Annotated in this window: 27 protein-coding genes; 11 read left to right on the top strand and 16 right to left on the bottom strand. The window is 64.4% G+C overall.

Annotated features, from left to right (window positions below):
• Positions 1 to 42: 42 nt before the first annotated feature.
• Entirely contained in the window at positions 43 to 258 is a 216-nt protein-coding gene (rpsU, locus tag FHS78_RS03910) for a 30S ribosomal protein S21 (RefSeq protein WP_167090533.1), read from the bottom strand.
• A gap of 176 nt (positions 259 to 434) precedes the next feature.
• Here rpsU and def point away from each other — a divergent pair, with 176 nt between their 5' ends.
• Both def and FHS78_RS03900 read left to right on the top strand, forming a co-directional pair.
• A complete protein-coding gene (gene def / locus FHS78_RS03905) occupies positions 435 to 1,013 on the top strand; it encodes a peptide deformylase (RefSeq protein WP_167090531.1) in 579 nt (192 codons plus the stop codon).
• Positions 1,014 to 1,017: 4 nt separating this feature from the next.
• Positions 1,018 to 1,668, top strand: coding sequence for a COQ9 family protein (locus FHS78_RS03900; protein ID WP_167090529.1), 651 nt, complete (start codon positions 1,018 to 1,020; stop codon positions 1,666 to 1,668).
• A 15-nt stretch (positions 1,669 to 1,683) separates the two neighbouring features.
• Here FHS78_RS03900 and FHS78_RS03895 read toward each other — a convergent pair whose 3' ends face one another.
• From FHS78_RS03895 to purE, 3 genes are all read right to left on the bottom strand, one after another.
• Positions 1,684 to 2,283: a PAS domain-containing protein gene (locus tag FHS78_RS03895; protein WP_167090527.1), complete on the bottom strand. Its 600-nt coding sequence runs from the start codon at positions 2,281 to 2,283 to the stop codon at positions 1,684 to 1,686.
• Positions 2,284 to 2,395: 112 nt separating this feature from the next.
• Positions 2,396 to 3,532: a 5-(carboxyamino)imidazole ribonucleotide synthase gene (locus FHS78_RS03890; protein WP_167090525.1), complete on the bottom strand. Its 1,137-nt coding sequence runs from the start codon at positions 3,530 to 3,532 to the stop codon at positions 2,396 to 2,398.
• A 3-nt stretch (positions 3,533 to 3,535) separates the two neighbouring features.
• On the bottom strand, positions 3,536 to 4,051 hold the full coding sequence (gene purE / locus FHS78_RS03885; protein WP_167090523.1) for a 5-(carboxyamino)imidazole ribonucleotide mutase: 516 nt from the start codon (positions 4,049 to 4,051) through the stop codon (positions 3,536 to 3,538).
• Between the two features lie 188 nt (positions 4,052 to 4,239).
• On the opposite strand from purE, the gene FHS78_RS03880 reads away from it, so the two are divergent.
• Positions 4,240 to 4,980 carry a GGDEF domain-containing protein gene (locus FHS78_RS03880; RefSeq protein ID WP_167090520.1) on the top strand — a complete coding sequence of 247 codons (741 nt, stop codon included), beginning with the start codon at positions 4,240 to 4,242 and terminating at the stop codon, positions 4,978 to 4,980.
• 21 nt (positions 4,981 to 5,001) lie between these two features.
• Here FHS78_RS03880 and FHS78_RS03875 read toward each other — a convergent pair whose 3' ends face one another.
• Positions 5,002 to 5,208 (bottom strand): YdcH family protein, encoded by a 207-nt coding sequence (locus FHS78_RS03875; RefSeq protein WP_167090518.1) that lies wholly within the window; start codon positions 5,206 to 5,208, stop codon positions 5,002 to 5,004.
• 113 nt (positions 5,209 to 5,321) lie between these two features.
• On the opposite strand from FHS78_RS03875, the gene FHS78_RS03870 reads away from it, so the two are divergent.
• A complete protein-coding gene (locus FHS78_RS03870; RefSeq protein WP_167090516.1) occupies positions 5,322 to 5,840 on the top strand; it encodes a TIGR02444 family protein in 519 nt (172 codons plus the stop codon).
• A gap of 4 nt (positions 5,841 to 5,844) precedes the next feature.
• Here FHS78_RS03870 and FHS78_RS03865 read toward each other — a convergent pair whose 3' ends face one another.
• Positions 5,845 to 6,519, bottom strand: a complete 675-nt coding sequence (locus FHS78_RS03865) for a UbiX family flavin prenyltransferase (RefSeq protein ID WP_167090514.1) — start codon at positions 6,517 to 6,519, stop codon at positions 5,845 to 5,847.
• A 124-nt stretch (positions 6,520 to 6,643) separates the two neighbouring features.
• Here FHS78_RS03865 and FHS78_RS03860 point away from each other — a divergent pair, with 124 nt between their 5' ends.
• Complete coding sequence (locus FHS78_RS03860) at positions 6,644 to 6,820, top strand: DUF465 domain-containing protein (RefSeq protein WP_167090512.1); 177 nt, start codon at positions 6,644 to 6,646, stop codon at positions 6,818 to 6,820.
• A 72-nt stretch (positions 6,821 to 6,892) separates the two neighbouring features.
• Here the strand turns inward: FHS78_RS03860 and FHS78_RS03855 are convergent, their stop codons facing one another.
• Entirely contained in the window at positions 6,893 to 7,651 is a 759-nt protein-coding gene (locus FHS78_RS03855) for a sulfite exporter TauE/SafE family protein (protein WP_167090510.1), read from the bottom strand.
• A 130-nt stretch (positions 7,652 to 7,781) separates the two neighbouring features.
• Here FHS78_RS03855 and FHS78_RS03850 point away from each other — a divergent pair, with 130 nt between their 5' ends.
• Positions 7,782 to 9,692: a propionyl-CoA synthetase gene (locus FHS78_RS03850; protein WP_167090508.1), complete on the top strand. Its 1,911-nt coding sequence runs from the start codon at positions 7,782 to 7,784 to the stop codon at positions 9,690 to 9,692.
• 30 nt (positions 9,693 to 9,722) lie between these two features.
• A complete protein-coding gene (locus tag FHS78_RS03845) occupies positions 9,723 to 10,565 on the top strand; it encodes an SDR family NAD(P)-dependent oxidoreductase (protein WP_167090506.1) in 843 nt (280 codons plus the stop codon).
• 186 nt (positions 10,566 to 10,751) lie between these two features.
• Here FHS78_RS03845 and FHS78_RS03840 read toward each other — a convergent pair whose 3' ends face one another.
• Complete coding sequence (locus tag FHS78_RS03840) at positions 10,752 to 11,513, bottom strand: DUF1013 domain-containing protein (protein ID WP_167090504.1); 762 nt, start codon at positions 11,511 to 11,513, stop codon at positions 10,752 to 10,754.
• Positions 11,514 to 11,638: 125 nt separating this feature from the next.
• The gene (locus FHS78_RS03835; RefSeq protein ID WP_167090502.1) at positions 11,639 to 12,643 is read right to left on the bottom strand and encodes an NAD(P)H-quinone oxidoreductase; all 1,005 of its coding nucleotides are present in this window, start codon (positions 12,641 to 12,643) and stop codon (positions 11,639 to 11,641) included.
• Positions 12,644 to 12,768: 125 nt separating this feature from the next.
• Between FHS78_RS03835 and FHS78_RS03830 the strand changes: the two genes are divergently transcribed.
• Positions 12,769 to 12,966, top strand: a complete 198-nt coding sequence (locus tag FHS78_RS03830) for a DUF1192 domain-containing protein (protein WP_167090500.1) — start codon at positions 12,769 to 12,771, stop codon at positions 12,964 to 12,966.
• Between the two features lie 383 nt (positions 12,967 to 13,349).
• Complete coding sequence (rcdA, locus tag FHS78_RS03825; protein WP_205305177.1) at positions 13,350 to 13,904, top strand: protease adaptor protein RcdA; 555 nt, start codon at positions 13,350 to 13,352, stop codon at positions 13,902 to 13,904.
• Positions 13,905 to 13,991: 87 nt separating this feature from the next.
• Here the strand turns inward: rcdA and rpmE are convergent, their stop codons facing one another.
• Positions 13,992 to 14,210 carry a 50S ribosomal protein L31 gene (gene rpmE / locus FHS78_RS03820; RefSeq protein ID WP_167090499.1) on the bottom strand — a complete coding sequence of 73 codons (219 nt, stop codon included), beginning with the start codon at positions 14,208 to 14,210 and terminating at the stop codon, positions 13,992 to 13,994.
• 314 nt (positions 14,211 to 14,524) lie between these two features.
• Between rpmE and FHS78_RS03815 the strand changes: the two genes are divergently transcribed.
• Together FHS78_RS03815 and FHS78_RS03810 are read left to right on the top strand one after the other, a co-directional pair.
• Entirely contained in the window at positions 14,525 to 16,366 is a 1,842-nt protein-coding gene (locus FHS78_RS03815) for an ABC transporter transmembrane domain-containing protein (RefSeq protein WP_167090497.1), read from the top strand.
• A 38-nt stretch (positions 16,367 to 16,404) separates the two neighbouring features.
• Entirely contained in the window at positions 16,405 to 17,508 is a 1,104-nt protein-coding gene (locus FHS78_RS03810; RefSeq protein WP_167090495.1) for an SMP-30/gluconolactonase/LRE family protein, read from the top strand.
• A 119-nt stretch (positions 17,509 to 17,627) separates the two neighbouring features.
• Here the strand turns inward: FHS78_RS03810 and FHS78_RS03805 are convergent, their stop codons facing one another.
• From FHS78_RS03805 to efp, 6 genes are all read right to left on the bottom strand, one after another.
• Positions 17,628 to 18,650, bottom strand: coding sequence for a peptidoglycan -binding protein (locus FHS78_RS03805; protein WP_167090493.1), 1,023 nt, complete (start codon positions 18,648 to 18,650; stop codon positions 17,628 to 17,630).
• A gap of 4 nt (positions 18,651 to 18,654) precedes the next feature.
• Positions 18,655 to 19,569 (bottom strand): flagellar motor protein MotA, encoded by a 915-nt coding sequence (locus FHS78_RS03800; protein WP_167090491.1) that lies wholly within the window; start codon positions 19,567 to 19,569, stop codon positions 18,655 to 18,657.
• Between the two features lie 11 nt (positions 19,570 to 19,580).
• The gene (locus FHS78_RS03795; protein WP_167090489.1) at positions 19,581 to 20,060 is read right to left on the bottom strand and encodes an OmpA family protein; all 480 of its coding nucleotides are present in this window, start codon (positions 20,058 to 20,060) and stop codon (positions 19,581 to 19,583) included.
• Positions 20,061 to 20,115: 55 nt separating this feature from the next.
• Entirely contained in the window at positions 20,116 to 20,808 is a 693-nt protein-coding gene (locus FHS78_RS03790; protein ID WP_167090487.1) for an OmpA family protein, read from the bottom strand.
• A 96-nt stretch (positions 20,809 to 20,904) separates the two neighbouring features.
• The gene (locus tag FHS78_RS03785; protein ID WP_167090485.1) at positions 20,905 to 21,708 is read right to left on the bottom strand and encodes an inositol monophosphatase family protein; all 804 of its coding nucleotides are present in this window, start codon (positions 21,706 to 21,708) and stop codon (positions 20,905 to 20,907) included.
• Between the two features lie 26 nt (positions 21,709 to 21,734).
• A complete protein-coding gene (gene efp / locus FHS78_RS03780; RefSeq protein WP_167090483.1) occupies positions 21,735 to 22,298 on the bottom strand; it encodes an elongation factor P in 564 nt (187 codons plus the stop codon).
• Positions 22,299 to 22,404: the final 106 nt, after the last annotated feature.

The raw sequence follows: 22,404 nt of genomic DNA, 5'->3' as shown, positions 1-22,404 counted from the left end.
CCCGGAAATCCGGGGGCGTTTTCGACTGACCTTGCGGTCGAATTACTTGCGGCCGATGCCGGCTTCGCGCTGGGCGCGCTTGCGAGCGAGCTTGCGGGCGCGGCGAATGGCTTCCGCCTTTTCACGGGCGCGCTTCTCGGAGGGCTTCTCGTAGAAGTTCCGCAGCTTCATTTCGCGGAAAACACCCTCGCGCTGAAGCTTCTTCTTCAGGGCCTTCATGGCCTGATCGACATTGTTGTCGCGGACGAGTACCTGCACGAGAAAATCCTGCTTATGGTTCAATAAGTTAGTCGCGGACCCGTATTCGGCGCCCGCGACAGGAGGCTTAAGTATCAAAAGAATCGGACTTTGTCCACACTGGCCCGCAAGGCATCGCCGAAAAGCGTCGAAATGCCCGACTTGCCGGAACCGGACGCAGCTTACATATTCGCCCTATGGCCATTCGCAAGATCGCCCGCATGGGCCATCCGGTGCTTGCCCGGACCGCCGAAAAGGTTCCCGATCCGACCTCGGACGAGGTGCGGGCCCTGGTACGCGACATGATCGAGACCATGATCGACGCCAATGGCGCCGGTCTTGCCGCCCCGCAGGTGCATGAGCCCTGGCGGATCGTCGTCTTTCAGGCGCCGCCGGAGCGCGCGCCGGAAGGGGTGGACGAGGCGGAAGAATTCGACCACACAGCGCCGCTGACCGTGCTGGTGAACCCGGAAATAGAGATCATGAGCCCCGGCACCGAGGAAGGCTGGGAGGGATGCCTGTCGGTTCCCGGCCTTCGCGGCCTGGTGCCGCGCGCCGCCCATATCGCCTATCGCGGGGTGACCCCCAAGGGCGAGACGATCGAGCGCGAGGCGCGCGGGTTCCATGCCCGTGTCGTGCAGCATGAATGCGATCATCTGGACGGTATTCTCTATCCTCAGCGGATGGAGGATCTGTCGAAGCTGATCTTCGAAAGCGAGGCGAAGCACTGGCTGGGCCCGGTGCATGAGCGGGAGCCGGACGAGCGGGATGCCTGACAAGATGACCAAAAAAGACAAGAACCGCGCCGCCATATTGAAGGCGGCCCTGCCGCATGTGGCCTTTGACGGGTGGACGCCCGCCGTCATGCGCCATGCGGCGGCGGAGGCCGGGATCGGCCATGAGGCGATGCGCGTGGCCTTTCCCGGCGGCGTGAACGACCTCATCGACTATTTCCTGGCCGATGGCGACCGCCGCATGGCGGAGATGCTGGCCGGGCGCGGCCTCGACAATATGAAGATACGCGAGAAGATTACGCTCGCCGTCAGAACCCGTATCGAGGCGGATGCGGCGTATCGCGAGGCGCTTCGCCGCGCCGTGACCTATGCCGCGCTGCCGGTCGCGGGCACGCTGGGGCCGCGCTCGCTTTATCGCACCGTCGATGCCATCTGGCGGGCGACGGGCGACAGTTCCACGGACTTCAATTTCTATACGAAGCGCGCGACGCTGGCCGCCGTCTATTCGGCAGTGACGTTGCACTGGCTGGGCGACGAAACGGACGGCTTTACCGGCACATGGGCGTTTCTCGACCGCCGCATCGAGGATGTCATGCGGATCGAAAAGGCCAAGGCGGGCCTGCGTGGCCTTGCGGAGAAGCTGCCCGATCCCGTCGGGCTGATGGGGCGCTTGCGCTATCCCGGCCCGCGCGGATGATCCGCCGGGCGGGCCCTAACAGGGCGCGCCGAAACCAAGATCGATCCAGGTGAAATCCGTGATCGCGGTGGCGATGGACGCGCTTTCCGCCGGGCTGCCATAGTCGATCATCTCGCCGGGCGCATGCATGCCGATGATCTTCGGCGTGCCGTCCGGCAGGGGCTTCAGCGGCAGGTAGAGGCTCTGGATCGCGCTGCGCCGCCCGGCGGTGTTCACGTTTTCATAGCGTCCGTAAAAGCCGCAGGGGCGCGTCACCATTTCGGCGAAACTTCGGGCGATGGTGTCGCGGATGGACGGGTCCATCATGTCGTAGAGATTCTGCCCGGTCGGGTCCATGCCCAGACGTTCGCAGGCGCGTGTGCCGACCAGCCGGTAGCGGATATTGAAGGGCCCTTCCACCGTCAGCTTGCTCATATCCGGCATCCAGGGGGCCAGTTTGGAAAGCGGGAGCCGGCTTCCGTCGGGGAGAATGTCTTCCCCGGCGCTCTCGCGCCAGCACTCCATCAGGGTTTGAAAGGCCGGCGTATCGAAGACGGGCGCGGCGGTGCTGCCAGCTTCATAGGGCGCATATTCCGCCATGAAGGCGTTGAAGTCGGCGTCCCTTTTTCCCTTCAAATGGGCATATACCACCGCCCGTCACCCCGCCATTCCTGCGAAACTCGCGCAGGTTGTGCGTGTTTATTGGCATCCCGATCCGGGACCGAAAAACTACATTGGAAAAGCGAGGTTAATTCCGGGTTACCGGAAGTTCCCCGATCGGGAACAGGCGGGTGACGTGGCCCATTTTCCGGCCCGTGCGGATTTCCGTCTTTCCATAAAGGTGGATGGCGCAGCCGGGCTCGGCGGCAAGCGTCGTCCAGTCGGCGGCATCCTCGCCGATGAGGTTCGTCATCACCGCGTCGCTATGGCGCGCGGCGCTGCCCAGCGGCCAGCCGCAAATCGCCCGGACATGCTGCTCGAACTGGCTCACAAGACAGGCATCCATGGTCCAGTGGCCGGAATTATGGACGCGGGGCGCGATCTCGTTGACCAGCAGCCGGTTCTCATTGCCGGCGCTTTCGGGGAGGAGGAAAAGCTCCACGCCCATCACGCCCACATAGTCCAGCTCGCGTACGATGGTCGAGGCGATCTCGATGGCCTCGGCGGCGATCCCGGGCGTCAGCGCGGCCGGGGCAAAGCTCCGGTCCAGAATATGGTTCTTGTGGATGTTCTCCACCGGGTCGTAGGCGGCGATGGCGCCGTCCTGCCCGCGGGCGACGATGACGGAGATTTCCCGCTCGAAGGGCACGAAGCCTTCCAGAATGGCCGGGGCGTTGCCAATCTCGTCGAGGGCGGCTTGCGGCGCGGTATCGGCTTCGATCCGGGTCTGGCCCTTGCCGTCATAGCCGAAACGGCGCGTCTTCAGGATGGCGGGCGTACCGAGATCGGCGATGGCCTGCGCAAGGCCCGCCGCATCGTCCACGGCCCGGAAGGGCGCGGTGCGGATGCCCTGTTCGGCGATGAAGGTCTTTTCCGCCAGCCGGTCCTGCGCGGTCGCCAGCGCCTGCGCGCCGGGGCGCACGGGCGCGTGTTCGGTCAGGATACGGACCGTTTCGGCGGGCACGTTCTCGAACTCGTAGGTCACCGCATCGACATTGTCGGCAAAGCGGGCAAGCGCGTCCGCATCGTCATAGGCGGCGACGGTCTTTTCAGCGGCCACGTCGAAGGCGGGAGAGTTCTCGTCCGGGCAATAGACATGCGCGGTCAGGCCCAGTTCGGCGGCGGCGGTGGCGAGCATGCGGCCGAGCTGGCCGCCGCCCAGAATGCCGATGCAGCCGCCCGGGGCGACCGGTTCTCCTGCCGAAGCGTTGACGGTGCGGTTCATGGCTCAGGCCGGTGCGTCGCCGATGGATGCCGACTGTTTGGCCCGGTAGGCGTCGAGGCGGGCCGCCAGGGCGTCGTCGTTCAGCGCCAGCACGGCGGCGGCCAGCAGGGCGGCGTTCTTCGCGCCCGCATCGCCGATGGCCAGCGTGCCGACGGGAATGCCGCCTGGCATCTGCACGATGGACAGGAGGCTGTCCTGGCCCGACAGCGCGCGGCTTTGCACCGGCACGCCGAAAACGGGCAGCGGCGTGAGTGAGGCCGTCATGCCAGGCAGGTGGGCAGCGCCGCCCGCGCCCGCTATGATGACCTTGAGACCGCGGTCCCGCGCCGTGCGGGCATAGTCGTACATGCGGTCGGGGGTCCGGTGCGCGGAGACGATCCGGGCCTCGTGGGAGATGCCGAGCGCCTCCAGAATGTCGGCGGCGTGTTTCATGGTCGGCCAGTCGGACTGGCTGCCCATGATGATCCCGACAAGGGGGCTTTCGGCCGGATCTTTGTCTGTGGAGCCCGATGCAGCCATTTTCTGTCCGTTGCGCTGGCGGCCGCCGATTGGCCGCGCGGAAAGGCGGGGAGTATAGGCATGGAGACGCCTTTGACAAGATTCGGACCGGGCTGGAGGTTTCACCCCACTGGAATTATGGAAATGTGCGATCAGAAGTGGCATTTTCAGGAGATTGCAGGCCATCATAGGGGCTCGGAGGCACGGCGATGAAACTGGGCGGCATAGGGTCAATCCGGCCGACAACGTCACGCGCGCGCAGCGCCGCTTCGGTCGGAGCGGGCGGCGATGGGCTGGCGGCTTCCGTGCGCCATGTGGAAGACAGCGCCCGGGTGCTGGGCATTCCCGAGGAAGAGCTCACCCCCAATGTGCGCGATGCCCTGATGGGCCTCATGCAGGAAGTCGATCAGCTTCGCCGCAACGTGAAGGAAATCCAGAAGCGCTTGCGCGAGGCGGAACATCTGGCCGATCACGATCCGCTGATCCCGGTGCTGAACCGCCGGGCCTTCGTCCGGGAGATCGGCCGCGTCGTGGCCATGGGCAGGCGCTATGGCGAGACGGCGGGGATCGTCTATCTCGACATCGACCGTTTCAAGGAAATCAACGACATCCATGGCCATGCGGCCGGAGACGGCGTGCTGAAATTCGTGGCCTCGCGGACGGCGGCCCATATCAGGGACACCGACATCATGGGGCGGCTGGGGGGCGACGAGATCGCCGTTCTTCTTGTGCATACGGATGAAAAAAGCACGCAGGCCAAGGCGCGCGAGCTGAAGGAGCTGATCGGCGCGGAGCCCTTCGAATATGAGGGCGTCGCCATTCCGGTATCGGTGTCCGTCGGCGCAACGGCGTTCGGCGGCGAGGACAGTCCGGATACGGCGCTTTCCCGGGCGGACGCGCAGATGTATCGCGACAAGAAGCGGCTGGACGAAACCGGCGAGGGCCGCTGATCCGCCCGTTCGCCGAAGATTTCAGGCGATGATGTCGGGGAAGAGAATGTCGTCGATTTCCTGAATGCGGTCGCGCAGGACGAGTTTGCGCTTTTTCAGCCGCTTGACCTGAAGCTGGTCGGGAAGCGGCAGCGTTTCGAGCGCCAGGATCGCATCGTCGAGGTCGCGATGTTCCATCTTCAGTTGCGCCAGTTCGTTGCGCAGATTTTCTTCATCCTGTTCGGTCATCCGGCCGGCCATGCGAGAGGGGCGACGATTGCAACACGTTTCATACCCCTACATGGTATGAGGGAACAAGCGCGCTTCGCGGGAAGGCCGGACGGAAAACGGAGCATGACGTCATGAACGAGGCAGACCGGTTCCGGCATTTTTCATCGGCCTTTTACGGCCGCCCCGGCGTGGAACATGCCCTTTTGACGCTGCAGGACGAGCACGGGCTGGAGGTCAATCTCGTCCTGTTCTGCCTGTTCGCGGCCGCGCAGGGCTATCCGGCCTTCGACGAGGAGGCGTTCGGGGTCTTCGGGCGCATTGCCGGGCGCTGGTCGCAGGAGGCGGTGTCGCCGCTGCGCCGGGCGCGGCGCGGGCTCAAGACCATGTTGCCGGACGAGGCGGTGGCCGATCTTCGCGAAAAGGTGAAGGCGCTGGAGCTCGAGGCGGAATTCGCCATGCAGGACGCTCTGGAGGCGGCCTTGCGCGAGCAGGGTGCGCCGGCGGGCGGCGCGGCGGGCGGCGCGGCGGGCGCGCGCGGGACGGCGCTGCGCAATCTTCAGGCCTATCTGGCGGATAAGGGCATGGCGCTGGGCGCAACGCGGGAGAGGCTGTTTCAGCTCCTGCTGGATGCCGCCTTCGCGCCGAGGTGAGCGGTCAGGACGGCTTCCTGCCGCGGGATACGGGACGGCGCCTGCCGCCTGTCAGATCCTCGCCCCAGCGTTTGGTCTCGTCGGCTTCCAGGCCGAAAAGATCCAGCACCCGGGCGGCGGACTGGGTAACGATGTCGTCCACCGTTTCGGGATTGGCGTAGAAGGCCGGCACGGGCGGGGCGATGATGGCGCCCATTTCCGAAAGCTGCGTCATGGAGCGCAGATGGCCGGTATGAAGCGGCGTCTCGCGCACCATCAGCACGAGCTTCCGCCGCTCCTTCAGCACCACATCCGCCGAGCGGGTCAGGAGGGAGGAGGTCACGCCCGTTGCGATTTCGGACATGGAGCGGATCGAGCAGGGCGCGACGACCATGCCCATGGTCTTGAAGGAGCCGGAGGAAATGGCCGCGCCCACATCGTCCTGCCGGTAGACAGTATGAGCGAGCTTTTCGACATCCTTCGGGGCGAGGTTCGTTTCATAGCCGATGGTCATTTCGGCCGCCTTCGACATGACGAGATGCGGCTCGACATCGAGCGCGTTCAGCATCTGGAGAAGGCGGATGCCGTAGGCCACGCCGGACGCGCCCGAGATGCCGACGATGAGGCGCCGGGGCGGGCCTTGCGGCGCGGGGCCCGATGTTATGGAGCCCGTTTCTCCGGATTTCGGCTTTCTGCTCATATTTCAAATACTTACGTTAAATCGGCCGGAATAATCCACAGCTTTTTTGCGGCACCGTTCGACAGGGGCGGCAAAAGGAGTCAGAATTTTTGCCCCTCCAGCGTAACGAAAGGTAGGTCGCAATATGGCACTGGATTCTCACATTGCCGAACTTCGTGATCGACACAAGGCCCTGGAAGAGGAGATCAACAGCGAGCTGATGCATTCCAGCAGCGACGATCTCCATATCGCTGAACTCAAGAAGAAAAAGCTCAAACTCAAAGAGGAAATCGAACGATTAGGCACCGAAACGGCCGCCTGATCGTCGGCGCAAACGGATCGATGGGAGCGCCGGGCATGTTGCCCGGCGCTTTTGTATTTCGGGGGTGGCGGATCAGGCCAGAAACGCCGAGGCGCCGTCCCAGAGCAGCTTCAGCCCCACCAGAAACACCAGGATATAGGCCAGCCGGTAGAACGGCTTTTCCGGGATCACATGCAGCGCCTTGATGCCGAGCAGCATGCCGATGGGCGCGAGCGGCAGCAGCACGGCGGAGGTGGCCAGATTGCCGAGCGACAGTTCGCCCAGATAGGCATAGGGCGGCAGTTTGAAGAGGTTCACCAGCCAGAAAAAGAAGACGCTGGTGCCGACATAGATTTTCTTGTCGGGCTTCTGCGGCAGCATATAGATCTGATAGGGCGGGCCGCCCGCATGGGCGATGAAGCTCGTAAAGCCCACCACGCTGCCCCAGAAAGAGCCCTTCAGCGTGTGCCTCGGCTTGGGCGCCTGCAAGGCGCGCCGCCCGATCCAGTGGTCGAGCGTGAAGACGACGGCGATGCCGCCCACCAGCAGCAGGATCACGGCTTCCGACAGATAGCGCGCGGTAAAGGCGGCAATGAGAATGCCCGCGATTGCGCCGGGTACGAGGATCTTCAGATTGTGCCGGTCGAAGCTGTGCCGATAGGCCCAGATGCCGATCACGTCCATCGCACAGAGGATGGGCAGCATGATGCCCGCCGCCTGAAGCGGCGGCACGGCAAGCGCCATGAGCGGCACGCCGAGAATGCCGAGCCCGCCCGCGAACCCTCCCTTGGAGAGACCGACGATCAGGATGGCGGGAATGGCGGCGGCATAGAACCAGGGATCGGTAATCATGGCCGCTGTTCTAGCGGGAATTGGCGGTCGGCGCAGCCGTCCGGCACACTTTTGATTGCCGCCGGGCCGGTATAGGCTCCTTCCAAACGTAACGAGCGCCGTAAAGGCCCATTTTGCCGGGAGTGTCCTCATGAGCAGCTATGCCGAAACCTATCGTAACTGGCAGACCGATCCGGAGGGCTTCTGGCGCGATGCCGCGGGCGAGATCGACTGGTTCACGCCGGTCGGGAAGGTCCGCGAAATGCGCGAGGGCGGGCTTGCGGACTGGTATGCGGGGGCAAGCTGCAACACTTGCTGGAATGCGCTCGATCGGCATGTGGAAGCCGGCCATGGCGACCGTCTCGCGCTCATCTACGATTCCGCGATGATGGGCAAGGTGAAGAAATTCACCTATGCGGAACTGACGGAGAAGGTCGCGACCTTCGCCGGCGTTCTCCAGAGCAAGGGCGTCGGCAAGGGCGACCGCGTCATCGTCTATATGCCCATGGTGCCGCAGGCCGCAGTGGCGATGCTCGCCTGTGCCCGTCTCGGGGCCGTCCATTCCGTGGTGTTCGGCGGCTTCGCGGCGAAGGAGCTGGCGACGCGCATCGACGATGCCAAGCCCAAACTCATCGTCTCCGCCTCCTGCGGGCTCGAGCCGGGCCGCGTCATCGCCTACAAGCCGCTGCTCGACCGCGCCATCGACATGGCGTCGCACAAGCCCGAGGCCTGCATCGTCTTCCAGCGCGAGATGGAAGAGGCCTCCATGGTCGAGGGGCGCGATTTCGACTGGAAGGCGGAGATGGAGAAGGCCGCGGCGGCGGGCAACAAGCCCGATTGCGTGCCGCTCGATGCGACCGATCCGCTCTACGTGCTCTACACCTCGGGCACGACCGGCAAGCCGAAAGGCGTGGTGCGCGACAATGGCGGGCACATGGTCGCGCTCAAATGGACGATGAAAAACGTCTATGGCGTCGATCCGGGCGATGTGTTCTGGGCGGCGTCGGACGTCGGCTGGGTGGTCGGCCATTCCTATATCGTCTATGCGCCGCTGTTGCATGGCGCCACCACCATTCTCTTCGAGGGCAAGCCCGTCGGCACGCCCGATGCGGGCACCTTCTGGCGCGTCATCGCGGATCATGGCGTGAAAGCGCTCTTCACCGCGCCGACCGCCTTCCGCGCGATCAAGAAGGAAGACCCGAAGGGCGAGTTCATCGGCAAATACGATCTTTCCTCGCTCGATACGCTGTTCCTGGCGGGCGAGCGCGCCGATCCCGACACCATTCAGTGGGCGGAGCGTATGCTCAATGTGCCGGTGATCGACCATTGGTGGCAGACGGAAACGGGCTGGCCCATCGCGGCCAATCCCGTCGGGCTCGAAAGGCTGCCCGTCAAATACGGTTCGCCTTCCGTCGCCATGCCGGGCTATGAAATCCATGTGGTGGACGAGGCGAACAAGCAGGTCGCGCCGAACGCGACGGGCGCCATCGTGGTGAAGCTGCCTTTGCCACCTGGATGCCTGCCGACCTTGTGGGAAAACGACGACGGCTTCCGCGAGGCCTATCTCGCAGACTATCCGGGCTACTACAAGACGGCGGATGCGGGCTATCTGGATGAGGACGGCTATCTCTTCGTGATGAGCCGCACCGACGACATCATCAACGTGGCGGGGCACAGGCTTTCCACCGGCGGCATGGAGGAAGTGCTGGCGGAGCTGCCCGATGTCGCCGAATGTGCCGTGATCGGTATTGCCGACGCCACCAAGGGCCAGGTGCCGGTGGGCTTCCTCGTGCTGAATTCGGGGGTAAACCGGCCCGCAGAGGAGGTGGAGAAAGAAGCCGTCGCCATCATTCGCGACCGGATCGGCGCGGTGGCCTCCTTCAAGAAGGCGATGGTGGTGCAGCGCCTGCCCAAGACGCGCTCGGGCAAGGTGCTGCGCGGCACGATGCGCAAGATCGCGGACGGGCAGGACTGGGCCATGCCCGCCACCATCGACGATCCGGCGATTCTGGACGAGATCGCCATGGTGCTTGGCGATGCCGGGTTGAAACAGACCGGCTGAGTTGGCGAAACAATCGGGCGGGAACAGGCCATGACGGCGACCGATATTCTTCTGGACAAGGTTGCGATCGTGACGGGCGGTGCGCGCGGGATCGGCAAGGCCGTCGCGCGGGCATTCGCCGATCAGGGCGCGAAGGTGATGATCGCCGATATCGAGGAAGAAGACGGCGAAGCGGCGGCGGAAGAAATCGTCGGCCGCGGCGGCGAGGCGGCGTTTGCCTATTGCGATGTCGGCGAGCGGCTCGATGTGCGCAACATGGTCTATGCGACGACGGACAGATGGGGCCGCGTCGACATTCTCGTCAACAATGCCGGCATTGCGCTGGGCGGGGACTTCCTGACGCTGGAAGAAGAGAGCTTCGACAAGGTCGTCCGGACCAATCTCAAGGGTGCGTTTCTGGTCGGCCAGACGGTGGCGCAGCAAATGGTGGCGCAGGTGGAAGAGGGCGGCGAGCCCGGCACCATCATCAATATGTCTTCGGTGAACGCGGTCGTCGCCATTCCAAGCCAGGCGGCCTATGCCGCGTCGAAGGGCGGGATCAGGCAACTCACCGAAACCATGGCGATCTCGCTTGCGCCGCACGGCATCCGCGTCAACGCCATCGGGCCGGGCAGTATCCAGACCGACATGCTGGCCAGCGTCAACGACGACAAGCGGGCGAAAGACGTCATCCTGTCGCGTACCCCGCTGGGCCGCATCGGGCAGCCGGACGAGGTGGCGTCGGTCGCCGTTTTCCTCGCCTCGGCGGCGTCGAGCTATGTGACGGGGCAGACGATCTACGCCGATGGCGGGCGTCTGGCTCTCAATTACACGATGGAAGGCACGTCGAAGGCCGACGCGCTGACAGGCAAGAAAAATCCGGGTCCGGAATAGAACGTCGAGTTGGGAAGAGTTGTCTTTCCTCTACCTCCCCCTTGAGGGGAGGTCGGAAATTCGCTGGCGAATTTCCGGGTGGGGGGGAGGCCACGAAAGCCTGACGCAGACGTTCAACGATGTCGCTCCACCCCCTCCCAACCCTCCCCCTTCAAGGGGGAGGAATTCAGATGGACGGGCCGAGGATTATTCTTTGCTCTCGTCTTCGTCCTCGTCGGTCTTCACATCCTTGAGCTTGGCGAAGACGCTGTCGGGGTCGTATTCCCTTTCCTTCTCTTCGTCCTGCTGGGCGGGAACGGGCGGCTCGCCGGCTTCCGCTTCCAGTTCGGCCGGATAGGGATCGGCCGGCCGGCCGGCGGTCTCGCTGGTCGGCAGCAGCGTGGTGTCGTCTTCGCTGAGGCCGAGCTTCTTGCGCTCGCGCTCCAGCTTCTTCGCCGCTTTCTGCACCGCTTCGTCGAGTTCGATCTGCGAGCACAGGCCCAGCGTCACCGGATCGACCGGCTTGATGTTGGCGGAGTTCCAGTGGCTGCGGTCGCGCACGCTCTGAATGGTCGGCTTGGTGGTGCCGACGAGCTTGCCGACCTGCGCATCGGAAAGTTCCGGATGGTAGCGCAGTAGCCAGGCGATCGCGTCCGGGCGGTCCTGACGGCGGGAGACGGGCGTGTAGCGCGGGCCCTTGCGGGCGACGACCGGCGGCAGCTTGTGCTTGCTCTCCGCCGCCTTGAGGCGGGCGTCGGTGTCGTTCTGGCAGCGCTCGATTTCCGCGCGGGTGAGCTGGCCGGCGGCCACGGGGTCCATGCCCTTGATGCCCGCGGCGACGTCGCCATCGGCGATGCCCTTCACTTCGAGCACGTGGAGGCCGCAACATTCCGCGATCTGGTCGAAGGTCAGCGCGGTGTTTTCGACGAGCCAGACGGCGGTCGCCTTCGGCATAAGCGGCTGGGTCATATCATCTCCTCTGGTTCACCCGGGTTTCAGCCGGATGACCCCTTTTCTCCTGATCGAGAATTGAGTGGGTATGCCGCTTATATAATTTCAAACGGCTTCCAATGAAAGCCCGATCCGGGCCTTGCTCACTCCAATGTGAGCATGAGCTTGCCGATATGGGCGCTGGATTCCATGCGTTCATGGGCCTTTGCGGCGTCCCGGAGGGGGAAAGTCGCGTCGATGACGGGTTTTGCCCGGCCCGCCTCCAGCAGCGGCCAGACCTTTTCCCGCAGCGCGGCGGCGATGGCCGCTTTTTCCTCGATGCCCCGGGCGCGCAGCGTGGAGCCCGTCAGCGTCAGCCGTTTCAGCATGATCGGCATGAAGTTCACTTCCGCCGTGGAGCCGTTCAGGAAGGCGATGGAGACGATCCGGCCGTCCTGGGCCGCGGATTTGATATTACGGGGAATATAGTCCCCGCCCACCATGTCGAGGATCACATCGACGCCGCGCCCTCCGGTGAGGGACTTCGTTTCTGCCACGAAATCCTGGGTCTTGTAGTCGATGGCGGCTTCCGCGCCGAGTTTCAGGCAGGCCTCGCATTTTTCGGGCGAGCCCGCCGTGGCGAAGACGCGGGCGCCCATCAGCGAGGCGAGCTGGATGGCGGTGGTGCCGATGCCGCTGGTGCCGCCATGGACGAGGAAGGTTTCGCCCGCCTTCAGCGCACCGCGCTCGAAGACATTGGTCCAGACGGTGAAGAAGGTTTCCGGCAGGGCCGCCGCCTCGGTCAGGCCGAACCCGGCGGGTACGGGCAGGGCGTGGCTTTCATGGGCCAGGCAATATTCGGCATAGCCGCCGCCGCCTACCAGCGCGCAGACGCGATCGCCCGTCTTCCAGGCGGTGACGCCGGGGCCCGTCGCCACCACTTCGCCGGCGACTTCCAGGCCGGGGGTTTCCGGCGCGCCGGGCGGGGCGGGGTAGAAGCCCTGACGCTGGATGACGTCGGGCCGGTTCACGCCGGCCGCGCCGACCCGGATCAGGATTTCGCCATGGCCCGGCTCCGGGCGGTCGATCTCGGCGGGCACCAGCATGTCGGGGCCGCCGGGCTCCTTGATGGCGATGGCGGTCATCCGGGCGGGAAGGGCGTCTGGCATGGGGGGCTCCTGAAGGGGAATGGGTCGGATACCGGACAATCCGCGCGCCCCGCTTGCAGGTCAAGACCGCCGCTTTCACACTGGGCGTGAGACGAGAGATGTCCGGAAATGAGAGGACGAGAACGATGGATGACGACAACGAACCTCGCCGTCAGCGGGCCGCGTCGCTGAGCGCATTTCTGAAAGAGGATCTGAGCCTTCTCGGCATCGAGGAGCTTCAGGAACGAATCACGGCGCTGGAAGGTGAAATCGAGCGTGTGCGCAATTTTCTGGATAGCAAGCGGGGAAGCCGGTCGGAGGCGGAAGCGCTGTTCAAAAAGTAGGCAATGACGTAACTCATTGGAATAAAACGATTTATTTGTCCGTTATCGGGTAAAAATCCGGCTTCCGCCCTTGCGGCAAATTGCCACAAGGGTAAGCTTCTGTTAGTAAGAGGTTGCTAGGGTGACCTTGCGTAAATCCAGCCATCTGGATTTTGAGTGGCTCCTATCCACTCTGTTTGACGCCTCCCTGTTTTAACTTGAGCCGCGGTTCGCCGCGGCTCTTTTTTGTCCAGGCGTCTTTGTCCGGGCGCCTTTTCCGGGTAGGTTTCGGCCTCATCCCCCTGTTTATGGCCCGTTGCGGCACAGCCTGCGCTGGCATGGCTCTTGATGCCTGTCCGTCAGGTTGTTTCGAGATGGACCACCCGACAGGGTGGGAGATGGCAATGACAAGAAATGAAAATCCCGACGAAATCGTTTTCGCAGAGCCCGGCACCGGGCTGGCGGCGACCATGCAGCGCGAGCTCTTCGAGCGGACCTATGAAGAGGGAATGTTGCTGGTGGAACAGACCTCGGCCTATCTGGACGGGGATGGACGGGAGGCGGCGCGCTATCTGAACCGTCATGCCTCGCTTGCCTATGCGACGGAGAGCATGCGCCTGACCACCAGGCTGATGCAGGTGGCCGCCTGGCTCCTGATCCGCAAGGCCGTGGTGAGCGCCGAAGTGTCGCCGGAAGAGGCCGAGGACGAGCGTTACCGGCTCTCGGCCAGGGAACTGGCCGATACGGCCTCCATGAAGGAGACGCCGGGCCTGCCGGAGGCTTTCCTCGAACTCGTCGAGCGGTCCGAGCGGCTTTACGAGCGGGTGGAAAGGCTGGACGATCAGTTGAGGCGGGGCGTGCAGACGCGGTCGCGCGCGGCCAATCCCGTGGCCGATCAGATCCGCCGGGCCGAAGATTTCTTCCAGGAGAACGTGCTGCGCTTTCCGGTTCCCGAATAGGCGCCGCATTCTTCCATCGGACAAAACGAAAGCCCCGCCTTCCATATGGAAAGCGGGGCTTTTTCGCGTCGTTCGGGCGATATCGCCTTACTTGATGAAGTCGAACTTCTTCTTGAAGCGGCTCACACGACCGCCACGGTCGACGAGCTGCGCCGAGCCGCCCGTCCAGGCCGGATGGGTGGTCGGGTCGATATCGAGGGTCATCGTGTCGCCTTCCGCGCCCCAGGTGCTGCGGGTCTGGAAGGTGGTCCCGTCGGTCATGGCCACGTTGATGACGTGGTACTCGGGATGAATGTCTTTCTTCATGGCTCGCGCCTTCCTGAAGGGCTTGAATGTCGCGGATGCCGGCGCGCGACGGCTCATCGCCCGCGCTGCCGGAATGGGGGCTTATAACGAAGAGCCCCGCCCCGTGCAAGGGGTTTGGCACGCCTTTCCGGCGGTTTCCTTACGCATTTGTAATTGCCGGGGGCGGGACATATCGGCGCGGGCGGGCCGCCTCAGATTGTTGGCTGTCCAACGGGTTGATATACAACCTCACCGGAACATGCCGCGGGCCCGCTTTCGGCAGGAAGCCCTTTGCCCGGACCGGCCCTTTTTGCCAACAGTTTCCAGGTCCATCGATGAGCAGGTCAGCCAATACCGTCGCCGAAGCCATTGAGGAAGAGGCCCTGCGCCGCGCGCCGGCGCGCGGTGTGGGACCCATCGGCAAGCTCAGGCCGTTTCTGGGGCGCTACAAGGGCATGCTGCTGATGGCGCTGATCTCCCTGATGGGCGCGACGCTGGCCACGCTCGCCTTTCCGCTGGCCACGGGCCGCATCATCGATCACGGCTTCAATGCCGAGGATGCCTCGCTGATCGACCAGTATTTTCTGGCGCTGATCGGGGTCGCGGCGGTACTGGGGGTGTCGTCGGCCTCGCGTTTCTTCTTCGTGAGCTGGCTCGGCGAGCGCGTGGTGGCCGATATCCGCAGCGCGGTCTATGCGCATGTGCTGCGCCTGTCGCCCGCCTTTTTCGAGATGACGCGGACGGGCGAGGTGCTGTCGCGTCTCACCGCCGACACCACGCTCATCAAGCAGGTGGTGGGATCGTCGGCCTCGGTGGCGCTGCGCAATCTCTTCCTCTTTATCGGCGCAGTGTCGATGATGGTCTATACGAGCCCGCGCCTGTCGCTTTACGTGCTTTTCGCCATCCCCGCGATCATGTTGCCCCTCATCCTGCTGGGGCGCTGGGTCCGGCGGCTTTCGCGCGACAGCCAGGACCGGCTGGCGGATTCGAGCGCCTTCGGCACCGAAAGCCTCAACGCGGTGCAGACCGTGCAGGCCTTCACGCATGAAAAGATCGAGATCGAGCGGTTCTCCGAGACGGTGGAGCGGACCTTCAATGCCGCGCGCGGGCGCATCACGGCGCGGGCCGTGCTGACGGCGCTGATCTTTTTCCTCGGCATGTCGAGCGTGGTGGTGGTGCTCTGGCTCGGCGCCAAGGCCGTGCTGGAAGGCACGATGACGGGCGGCAATCTCGCCGAATTCATCCTCTATGCGCTGTTCGCGGCGACCTCGCTCGCCTCGCTCTCCGAGGTATGGGGCGACATGCAGATGGCGGCGGGCGCGACGGAGCGTCTGGTGGAACTGCTGCATGTGGAGCCTGAAATTCAGGCTCCGGCGAACCCCAGGGCGCTGCCGAGCCGCGTGGCGGGTGCCATCGGCTTCGACAAGGTGACCTTCTCCTATCCGACGCGGCCCGATTTCTCCGCGCTGCACGAATTCTCGTTGGATATAACGCCCGGCGAGACGGTGGCGCTGGTGGGCCCGTCCGGCGCGGGCAAGAGTACCGTCTTCCAGCTCCTCCTGCGTTTCTACGACCCGCAATCGGGCAGGGTGATGCTGGACGGCATCGATCTGGCGGAAGCAGATCCGGAAGAAGTGCGCAAGCATCTGGCCGTGGTGCCGCAGGACACGGTGATGTTCGGCACGACGGTCGCCGAGAACATCCGTTACGGCCGCCCGGAAGCGAGCGACGCGGAAGTGCGCGCGGCGGCGCAGGCGGCCCGGATCGCCGAATTCGCCGAAGCGCTGCCCAAGGGCTACGACACCCATGTGGGCGAGCGGGGCGTGACGCTGTCCGGCGGGCAGCGCCAGCGTATCGCCATTGCGCGCGCCATCCTGCGCGACGCGCCGGTGCTGCTGCTCGACGAGGCGACGAGCGCGCTCGACAGCGAGAGCGAGCATCTCGTGCAGGCCGCCCTTGAAGAGCTGATGCAGAACCGCACGACGCTGGTCATCGCGCACCGGCTCGCCACCGTGCTCAAGGCCGACCGGATTATCGTCATGGAAAACGGCCGGGTGGTCGAAACGGGCACCCACAAGGAACTCGTTTCCAATGGCGGGCTTTACGGGAGGCTCGCCAGGCTGCAATTTGCAGGGGGATCCGTCGAGGCGCTGCAGGCCGCAGCGATCGCGCAATAGAGACCAAACGGACAATGAGACCAACAGGGGAGGGGCGGATGCCCAGATGGCTGGTGTATTCGGGTCTGGCCGTATTCGCGGTGGTGTTTATCGGCAGTGTGCTGACCTGGCGCTTTCTGTCGGCCGCGGGCTATTTCACCGAGATCAAGACGGAAGTCGCCGCCGATTGCCATGAAATCCGCTCCGTGCCGGGGCCGGAAGACATCGCGGTGGATACCGAACGCGGCGTGGCTTTCGTGTCCGCCTATGACCGGCGGGCCGTCATGGCGGGCGGCGAGGGCAGCGATGCCGTGCGCGGCGGGATCTATCTCATCGACCTGAAGGGGCCGCGCGAGGATTGGGGCCTTCGTCCCGCGACGCCTCGCGCGCCGGAGAGTTTCCGTCCTCACGGCATATCGCTCTATGAAGACGCGGCCGGAATACGGCGGCTCTTCGTCGTCAATCATCCGGCCAGCGCGGCCAGCGAAATCCTCATCTACGACATCGGCGACGACAACCAGCTCACGCTTGCGCAGACCGTGCGCAGCTCGCTTCTCGTCTCTCCCAACGATGTGGTCGCGGTCGGCCCCGACAGCTTCTATGCGACCAACGATCACGGGACGTCTTCGCCCACCGGCAAGATGGTGGACGACTTCCTGCTGCTGCGGAACGGCAATGTCGTCTATTACGACGGCAGCGAGATGCGGGTCGCCGCCGGAACGCTGGGCTATCCCAACGGCATCAATGTGAGCCCGGACGGGATGCGGATCTATGTGACGACGACCATGGAGGCGGCGTTGCATGTCTACAAGCGCGAGCCTCAAAGCGGGTCGCTGGAGGCGTTCGATTTCGCCCGGCTCGGAACGGGCACGGACAATATCGACGTCTTGCCGGACGGTACGCTGCTCATCGGCGCGCATCCCGATCTCGTCATGTTCATGGAACATGCCGGCGATCCCGAGGCGCCGTCGCCGGGCCAGGTGGTGCGCGTCGAACCTGCAATGGAAGGCGGCGGCAAGGCCGGAACGATCTATCTCGACAAGGGCGAGCAGATTTCCGGTCTTTCGGTCGCGGCGGGCTACAAGGATCAAATGCTCATCGGCGCGGTATTCGAGCCGAAGATCCTCGCCTGCAAGCAGAACACTGAGATGAAGGCCTATTGAGGTGTTTTATGCTCGTCATTGCGAGCGAAGCGAAGCAATCCAGAGGCGATAGGGTGAAGCGCTGGATTGCGTCGTCGCTTTGCTCCTCGCAATGACACGAGAAGGGTGCCCCGGGCCGCTCACCGTTCCGTCAGCTTGAACTCGATGCGGCGGTTGCGCCGGTCGGCGTCGGGCGAGGTGCCCGTCACCAGCGGCTGGTATTCGCCGAAGCCGGCGGCGACGAGCCGCTTGGGCGGAACGCCTTCGTTTTCCAGCAGGTGGACCACTTCCAGCGCGCGCGCGGCGGAGAGTTCCCAGTTGGAGGGAAATTCCGGCGTGTTGATCGGGTTGGCGTCGGTGTGGCCGTCCACGCGCAGCACCCAGGGGATGTCGGCGGGGATTTCCCTTGCGATCTGCTTCACCGCGTCGGCGATCTGCGTCAGTTCGCGGTTTCCTTCCGGGCTCAGATCGGCCGAACCTGAATCGAAGAAGATTTCCGACTGGATGACGAAGCGGTCGCCCACCACTTCGATGTCTTTCCTGTCGCCGAGAATTTCCCGCAGGCGGCCGAAGAAGTCGGAGCGGTAGCGGGCCAGTTCCTGCACCTTCTGGGCGAGCGCGGCATTGAGGCGTTTGCCGAGATTGGCGATCTGCGCCTGGGATTCCTCGTCCTTTTTCTCCGCTGCGTCGAGCGCGGCCTGAAGCTGGGCCAGCTGGTGGCGCATGGCGGCGATCTGTTCGTTGAGCAGGGCGACCTGCCGGAGCGCGTCGTCGGAGATTTCCTTCTCGGCGTCGAGCCTGTCCTGCAGCGCCGATACCTTGTCGCCGGACCCTTCCGCCTCGGCGAGCCTGCCGGACAGGCGGTCCTTCTCTTCATTGGCGGCGGAGAGAGAGGCCTGCAGCGAGGCGATGGTCGACTGCAAATCGGCCTTTTCGCGTTTCGACACGGCGAGCTGGCTGGTCAGTTCGGCGATCTGGTTCTTCAGATAGTCGAGCGCGGAATCCTTGTTGGAGACGATCTGCGTCAGGAAGAACTGCGTGATCATGAAGATCGTCAGCAGGAAGATGAGGACGAGCAGCAGGCTCGACATGGCGTCGACGAAGCCGGGCCAGTAGTCGGTGCTCGGGGCGCGTCCCCTGATCTTTCTGGAGCCGATGGCCATGCGCTCAGTCCGTCTTGCCGAGTTTCTTCGTCAGCTCTTCGAGAAGGGCCTGTTCCTTGCGCATCTGGTCGGTGAGCGCGGTGACCTGCCCGGCGAGCGCCATCAGCGCCTGCGCGGACGGAGAGCCGTCCTGTTCCAGAAGCTTTTCGATGGCCTCGAGGCGCTCGGCGGCCCCGGCACCGGCCAGCTCGCCGGCATGGGCGATATCGGTGACCGTGGAAAGCCATTCCTCCAGTTCGTTGTAGAACCGGTTCTGCGCCTGGCCCGCCTGCAGGTCGAGAAAGCCCAGCACCAGCGATCCGGACAGGCCGAAAAGCGAGGACGAAAACGCCGTCCCCATGCCCTTCAGCGGGCCTTCCAGACCGGCCTTCAGATTGGTGAAGACGGCGGCGGGGTCGGCGGATTCGACGCTCAGGCTGCCGATGGTGCCCGCCACGGAGGTCACCGTGGTCAGCAGGCCCCAGAAGGTGCCCAAGAGGCCCAGAAAGACGAGCAGGCCGATCATGTAGCGCGAAATCTCGCGCTGCTCTTCCAGGCGCGAGCCCAGCGAATCCAGAATGGAGCGCATGGAGGAGGTGTTGAGCGTCATGCGGCCCTTGCGCTCGCCCAGCATGGTCGCCATCGGGGCGAGGAGCTTCGGCGCGGAGGAAATCGCAAGACCGGGATCGCTGCGGCGGAACTCGTTTACCCATCGTACTTCGTCGGTGAGGCTCATCACCTGCCGGAACGCATAGAGGATGCCGATGACGAGAACGCCGAGGATCAGGCCGTTCAGGCCCGGATTGGACATGAAGGCCGTCTCGATCTGCGGCGCCAGAATGACGACGAGAAAGCCCGCCAGCACGAGAAAGAGCAACATTCGTGTCAGGTAGGGGCCGGGTTTGGACAGTTCGAAACCGCCGCCATCTCTTTTCGCCATGTCCGTTCCTGCTATCTGCCTGCGTAGTTGATGTCGACGCGCTCGGTCGGGCCGTTATCCTCCACGCCTGCGAGCGCGCGCACAAGGATGCGTTCCTTCACGATGCCTTCGCGGATGAGTATGCCGCGCACCTTGCGCGCGCGCTTGAGCGAGATGCGGCGCGCATCGAGGCCCTGGCCGCGCGGCGGACCCGCATGGGCGACGATCATGAGGCGGCCGCTCTTCTTCCGGAAGTCATGCGCGAAAGCGACGATCTGCGTTTCCGCATTTCTGGAAACGGTCGCGTCGCCTTCCGTAAAGGGGATGCGGGCGAGTACCGGCGCGGGCGGCGGAAGGGGCTTTTCGTGCGGCTCGGAAACGGCGGTCATGTCGACCGAGGCGGCCTGCGCGGTCATCGCGCCCGGGGCGAGGCACAACCCCGCCATGAGGCAAAGCACCGCCTTGCTGCTCCGTCCGCCATATCCGAAGGCATTCGATACCACCCGTCCCATGCGCGAAGTCTAGCGCGACGGGGCGGAGGCGAACAGGGGAGATGAGGGCGCGCGCTCAGTATCCATCAAGGCGGATTTCCACATAGTCGCCCGTCCGGCCCTCGGTCGCCGCGGCTTCCGTCACGCGCAGGCGGGAGGGGCCGAGGCCGTTTTGCCGGAGAACGGTTTCCACGGCCAGGGCGCGCTCCAGCCCGAGCTGATCGGTTTCAGGCATATCGCCGGGCGTTTTCTGCGTGGCGCCGACAAGAACCAGATCGCCGATGCGGCGGCTGTAGAGACGGGCGAAATTTGCCAGATCCTGCTTGCCGCTTTCATCGAGCGTGGCGCTGTTCCGCATGAAGTAGACACGCTGCAGCAGGCGTCCGGGGAGAACGGCCTCAAGCGAGGTGTCGGGTGTGCGGCACGGGGCGGTGTCGTCCGCGCGGTCGCAGGGGCGTGGCTGCGCGCTTGTGCGCGGCGGCGTGGATGGAGCGGGCGAGGCGGATCGGCTGGCGCTCGCAGGCGATGACGGCACAGAATTGCGGTCGAGCACCCGGTCGATCGGGCTTTCGCGAACCGTCGGGATTGCGGGCACGCCTTGCCGTGTCGCGCTTTCTCCGTCGCCGGGCGTTCTTGCGAGCGTGCCGTCCAGAACGCCCTCTACCGTGTCGAGCGGCGTCGCCCATAAAGGCGCCGCCGGCGCGATGAGGAGGGCGCTCGCCAGAACGAAGGGGATTTTGTGTGTGACAGATAAAAAGCGTGCGCGCATGGCCGGTATTTCCTCCCGGCAACCATCTCCGCCCAGCTCTATGGCGAGAATAGGGCGGGGCCGGGCGCTGCTTGGCGGCGCGGGCACAAGGCGGGGTCAGCCTTCGCGGCGTGCCTTTTTCAGCAGTTTTTCGAGCTGGCTGCGGAGCTGGTCGTTGCCTGCGATGATGTTGCCCGTGGTCAGCATGCGGTCGGACCCGTCGATGTCGCTGACGAAACCGCCCGCTTCGCGCACCAGCAGAATACCCGCTGCGATGTCCCAGGCGGAAAGGGCGGCCTCCCAATAGGCGTCGAAACGGCCGGCGGCGACGTAAGCCAGGTCCAGCGCCGCGGAGCCGGTGCGGCGAACGCCCGACACTTCGTTCATCACGGCGGAGAGTTCGGTCAGGAAACCTCGATGGCCGGGGCGCCCCAGATGGGGAATGCCGCAGCAGACAACCGACTGTGCAAGATCGCGGCGCGAGGCAACGCGGATACGGCGGTCGTTCAGGAAGGCGCCGCCACCCTTTTCGGCGACGAACATTTCATCCGTGACCGGATTATAGACGAGCGCGGCCACGATCTGTCCGTCGCGCTCCAGCCCGATGGAGATGGCGAACATCGGGATGCCGTGCAGGAAGTTCGTCGTCCCGTCCAGCGGATCGATGATCCAGCGATGCGACTTATCGGGCCCTTCGACGGTGCCGCTTTCCTCCATCAGGAAGCCGTAGCCCGGGCGGGCCTTGGACAGTTCCTCGAACAGGATCTTTTCCGCCTTGCGGTCGGCATTGGAAACGAAATCCCCGGGGCCTTTCAGCGACACCTGAAGATTTTCGACTTCGCCGAAATCGCGCTGGAGACCGCGCGCGGCCTTGCGCGCGGCGGCGATCATGACGGTGAGGGCGGGGCTGTGACGCGACATGTGATTTTCTTTTGCGGGAAATGAAATCAGTCGGCGCGGCGCAGATAGGTGATTTCGTTCGTGTCCACGACGATCTTTTCGCCGGTGGTGACGAAAGGCGGCACCATGCAGCGCACGCCGTTTTCCAGCATGGCAGGCTTGTAGGAGCTGGCCGCCGTCTGGCCCTTCACCGTGGGTTCGGTTTCCACCACTTCCAGCGTCACCTGGTCGGGCAGGGAAATGCCGAGCGGTTTGCCTTCATGGCTTTCCACCGTGACCTTCATGCCGTCCTGCAGGAAGGCGGCGCGTTCGCCGACCCATTCCTTCTGGAGCTCGATCTGCTCGTAGCTCTCGTCGTCCATGAAGGTCAGCATCCCGTCGCTCTCATAGAGATAGGTGTAGTCCTTCTGTTCGAGGCGGACACGCTCGACCGTTTCGGCGGAGCGGAAGCGTTCGTTGAGCTTGCGGCCGTCGACGAGGTTTTTCAGTTCCACCTGCGCAAAGGCGCCGCCCTTGCCGGGCTTCACATGCTGGACCTTCACAGCCGCCCAGAGGCCGCCATCATGCTCGATCACATTGCCGGGACGGATTTCGTTGCCGTTGATCTTCATCGCGATTGAACTTCTCGGTTCTGCGGCCTCCGGGAGGCCGGGGTCTTCAGAATATGAATGCGCGGCGGGCGGGCCGGGGAGGCAGATCATGGTCGCCGCCGGGTCG

Source organism: Parvibaculum indicum, assembly GCF_011762095.1.
In the GTDB taxonomy this organism is placed as follows: domain Bacteria; phylum Pseudomonadota; class Alphaproteobacteria; order Parvibaculales; family Parvibaculaceae; genus Parvibaculum; species Parvibaculum indicum.
Note: the sequence above shows the minus strand (reverse complement) of the source record. Positions and strands in the feature narration are given on the sequence as shown.

Bases quoted from the DNA above. Each gene is read 5' to 3' on its own strand.
- def (WP_167090531.1), top strand. From the start codon at position 435: ATGGCCATTCGCAAGATCGCCCGCATGGGCCATCCGGTGCTTGCCCGG.
- FHS78_RS03900 (WP_167090529.1), top strand. From the start codon at position 1,018: ATGACCAAAAAAGACAAGAACCGCGCCGCCATATTGAAGGCGGCCCTG.
- FHS78_RS03890 (WP_167090525.1), bottom strand. From the start codon at position 3,532: ATGAACCGCACCGTCAACGCTTCGGCAGGAGAACCGGTCGCCCCGGGC.
- purE (WP_167090523.1), bottom strand. From the start codon at position 4,051: ATGGCTGCATCGGGCTCCACAGACAAAGATCCGGCCGAAAGCCCCCTT.
- FHS78_RS03880 (WP_167090520.1), top strand. From the start codon at position 4,240: ATGAAACTGGGCGGCATAGGGTCAATCCGGCCGACAACGTCACGCGCG.
- FHS78_RS03875 (WP_167090518.1), bottom strand. From the start codon at position 5,208: ATGACCGAACAGGATGAAGAAAATCTGCGCAACGAACTGGCGCAACTG.
- FHS78_RS03870 (WP_167090516.1), top strand. From the start codon at position 5,322: ATGAACGAGGCAGACCGGTTCCGGCATTTTTCATCGGCCTTTTACGGC.
- FHS78_RS03865 (WP_167090514.1), bottom strand. From the start codon at position 6,519: ATGAGCAGAAAGCCGAAATCCGGAGAAACGGGCTCCATAACATCGGGC.
- FHS78_RS03860 (WP_167090512.1), top strand. From the start codon at position 6,644: ATGGCACTGGATTCTCACATTGCCGAACTTCGTGATCGACACAAGGCC.
- FHS78_RS03855 (WP_167090510.1), bottom strand. From the start codon at position 7,651: ATGATTACCGATCCCTGGTTCTATGCCGCCGCCATTCCCGCCATCCTG.
- FHS78_RS03850 (WP_167090508.1), top strand. From the start codon at position 7,782: ATGAGCAGCTATGCCGAAACCTATCGTAACTGGCAGACCGATCCGGAG.
- FHS78_RS03845 (WP_167090506.1), top strand. From the start codon at position 9,723: ATGACGGCGACCGATATTCTTCTGGACAAGGTTGCGATCGTGACGGGC.
- FHS78_RS03840 (WP_167090504.1), bottom strand. From the start codon at position 11,513: ATGACCCAGCCGCTTATGCCGAAGGCGACCGCCGTCTGGCTCGTCGAA.
- FHS78_RS03835 (WP_167090502.1), bottom strand. From the start codon at position 12,643: ATGCCAGACGCCCTTCCCGCCCGGATGACCGCCATCGCCATCAAGGAG.
- FHS78_RS03830 (WP_167090500.1), top strand. From the start codon at position 12,769: ATGGATGACGACAACGAACCTCGCCGTCAGCGGGCCGCGTCGCTGAGC.
- rcdA (WP_205305177.1), top strand. From the start codon at position 13,350: ATGACAAGAAATGAAAATCCCGACGAAATCGTTTTCGCAGAGCCCGGC.
- rpmE (WP_167090499.1), bottom strand. From the start codon at position 14,210: ATGAAGAAAGACATTCATCCCGAGTACCACGTCATCAACGTGGCCATG.
- FHS78_RS03815 (WP_167090497.1), top strand. From the start codon at position 14,525: ATGAGCAGGTCAGCCAATACCGTCGCCGAAGCCATTGAGGAAGAGGCC.
- FHS78_RS03810 (WP_167090495.1), top strand. From the start codon at position 16,405: ATGCCCAGATGGCTGGTGTATTCGGGTCTGGCCGTATTCGCGGTGGTG.
- FHS78_RS03805 (WP_167090493.1), bottom strand. From the start codon at position 18,650: ATGGCCATCGGCTCCAGAAAGATCAGGGGACGCGCCCCGAGCACCGAC.
- FHS78_RS03800 (WP_167090491.1), bottom strand. From the start codon at position 19,569: ATGGCGAAAAGAGATGGCGGCGGTTTCGAACTGTCCAAACCCGGCCCC.
- FHS78_RS03795 (WP_167090489.1), bottom strand. From the start codon at position 20,060: ATGGGACGGGTGGTATCGAATGCCTTCGGATATGGCGGACGGAGCAGC.
- FHS78_RS03790 (WP_167090487.1), bottom strand. From the start codon at position 20,808: ATGCGCGCACGCTTTTTATCTGTCACACACAAAATCCCCTTCGTTCTG.
- FHS78_RS03785 (WP_167090485.1), bottom strand. From the start codon at position 21,708: ATGTCGCGTCACAGCCCCGCCCTCACCGTCATGATCGCCGCCGCGCGC.
- efp (WP_167090483.1), bottom strand. From the start codon at position 22,298: ATGAAGATCAACGGCAACGAAATCCGTCCCGGCAATGTGATCGAGCAT.